The organism is Brachyspira catarrhinii (assembly GCF_005518285.1).
Lineage (GTDB): Bacteria > Spirochaetota > Brachyspiria > Brachyspirales > Brachyspiraceae > Brachyspira > Brachyspira catarrhinii.
The window spans coordinates 1-2,458 of sequence record NZ_SJDU01000341.1 but is presented as its reverse complement, the minus strand read 5'-3'; the positions used below and the strand labels follow the sequence as shown (position 1 = coordinate 2,458).

At 30.7% G+C, this 2,458-nt stretch carries 3 protein-coding genes; all 3 read left to right on the top strand.

Going from position 1 to position 2,458, the window contains the following annotated elements; genetic code table 11:
- Positions 1-835: hypothetical protein (locus tag EZH24_RS10260; protein ID WP_236847163.1), on the top strand; the 835-nt coding region annotated here is incomplete at its 5' end.
- A gap of 75 nt (positions 836-910) precedes the next feature.
- A complete protein-coding gene (locus EZH24_RS10255) occupies positions 911-1,531 on the top strand; it encodes a hypothetical protein (RefSeq protein WP_137999040.1) in 621 nt (206 codons plus the stop codon).
- Between the two features lie 18 nt (positions 1,532-1,549).
- A complete protein-coding gene (locus EZH24_RS10250) occupies positions 1,550-2,125 on the top strand; it encodes a hypothetical protein (protein ID WP_137999039.1) in 576 nt (191 codons plus the stop codon).
- Positions 2,126-2,458: the final 333 nt, after the last annotated feature.

The window sequence follows — 2,458 nt, the reverse complement described above, 5'->3', positions numbered from 1 at the left end:
TAACGCGTTTACCTCGTTATCGAGAGTTTTTGGTATGACGGTAAAAATGGATACTAAAGCGCAACAAAGATTTATACAGAATTCTAAAGGCGTAGAGAAAAACTCAACATTAGAAGACAATACTTTAGTGGAAGCGCAGCATGATTTAATAAATGTCAGAATAGCGGAAAGTTATTATGACGCAAAAAAGAAAAAATATTACGCTCTCGCTCTTATGAATAAAAAAGAAACCGTTCCTTTGATAATAAGCAAAATTAAAGAAAATTCAAAAACAATTAAAAATTATCTTAACAAATCGAATAACGAAAAAGATTTGCTCAGAAAATTTTCTTTGTTGGATATGGCTTATATAGTTTCTTTAAAAAATGATTCTTTTTTAGGGCAGTTAATGATATTGGATAATTCTGCAAATGTTGAAATTGAAGACGATTTAAAATCTTCCGTTATAAAAGATAAACTTGACGATGTTTCTCAAAATATAACTTTTTCTGTGGATACGGGAGAATTTTCTTCAAGCGTTAAACTTGCAATAGAGCAAATGATAAGCGATTTGAAATTAAAAATGTCTTCGAGTAATCCTACTTATACTTTTAAAGAACATATTTCATACGATGGAAACGACACGGGCTACGGAATGTATGTGTTAAATTATACGCTTCTACTCGAACTTGTGGATTATAACGGAATAAGGGTAACTTCTTTTACTTTTAAAGGTAAAGAAGTTGGAACTAACGAAGAGAGCGCTAAAAAAGTTGTGGGGACAAAATTGGCAAAAAGTATAAAAGAACCTCTTTCGGAACAATTTGGAGAGTTTCTAAATAATATGCTTAAATAAATTTGTTTCTATAAATTATAAAGTTTATAAAAACAAATTATTTAATAAATAAAATAATTCATGGAGGGTATTTCAATGATGAAATCCAAAAAAATTTTTATAATGGCTCTTTCGATAGCTATTATAGGCGTCATATCTAACGGTTTAGTGTTCGCCGCTCCCGTAGATAAGTATAAAGTCGTAGACACAAGCGGCGGCAAAAAAGCTAAAAATCCTAAATGGTTAAATCAAAGGCAGTCCGCTTTAGAAAAAGACTATGAGGGAAAATACGCTTTTGTCATAAAAGGCAGAGGAAAAGACCTTGATTTTGTCGAGCAATGGGCAAAAAGAGTAAGCGTTGGTTCGGAAGTCGCTCAACTTTTATCAAGACAAGTTGAAGATTTAACCGCTGGCTCTCAATACGGAACGGACGATAGTTTTCAGCAAGCTATGGAAACTTTAACTACTTCGGTATCGAAAGCAAAAATAGTCGGACTTAGAAGAGAAGATGAATTTTGGCGATTAAAACAATATACGGCTGGAAGTAGAAAAGGCGAGAGAGAATATGAATATAGCATATTATATCTTATTGACAGAGCCACTATAGACAAATTGCTTGCAAATGCTTTAAATGGCGCTAACGCTCAAACGAAGCAAAGAGTAAAAGAAGCTATGGACGGCTTGATTGTAGAATCTGGCGGTTTGGAAGAAGAATAATAAATTTTTGGAGTAAATATGTTAAAAAAATTATTGATAATAACTTTTATTTTAACTGCAAATATTTCTTTTGTATATGCCAAAAAGGAGGCTATTAGTTTGGCATGTATGCCTCCAGAAGGAACTATGGATAAAGCCATTCAAAACTCTTATGTTTCAGCCATAGAAGGAGCTTTTCTTAAAGCGGGACATTATGTTTCGGATAGGCAAAGACTTGAAAATCTTATGAAAGAGATACTATTGCAACAGTCAAGCGGTATGGTTGATGAAACAAGCGCCGCGGCGGAAGCTGGGAAAATCATGAAAGTCGATTATCTTGTAGCGGTTATTCTAAACGACTGGACGGAAAGAAGGCTAAATGTATTTGCTATGGAAGAGGATAAGAAAAACGATAGACTTCAACCGAGAGAAAACTATTATATATATAGCGACAAAATGAGGATTACTATTAAATTAATAGAAGTTGAAACCTCAAGAATAATAGCTCAAGAAGATTTTCAAGGCAATAAGTTGGATAGACCAAGCAAATTGGCTACTAAAATTGTAAAAAATATGGACAAACAATTACAAAAACATTTTAAGAAGAAAAGATAATTTATAACAAAATTGTAAATTATATGCGTTTAATAAGGTTTATATATTTTTATATAAACCTTATATTAAATTTAAAAACATATTTTAAGGCTTAAAAATGAAAAAAATTATTTTATATGGTAATAATATCTTATCTAATTTTTTATATAAGAGAACTTGAAATTAAAAACCATAAACCATACAGATTATTATATTTATACAGTTTGTTTTATAGAAAAATAGTTTTAAATATTCTTCAAATCCGCTTTTTCTCTCATACTTGAAAGAGATTTTAGAGGATTTATATTCAAACTTTTAAAAATATTTTCTATATTTTTATAATCCAAATTGGGA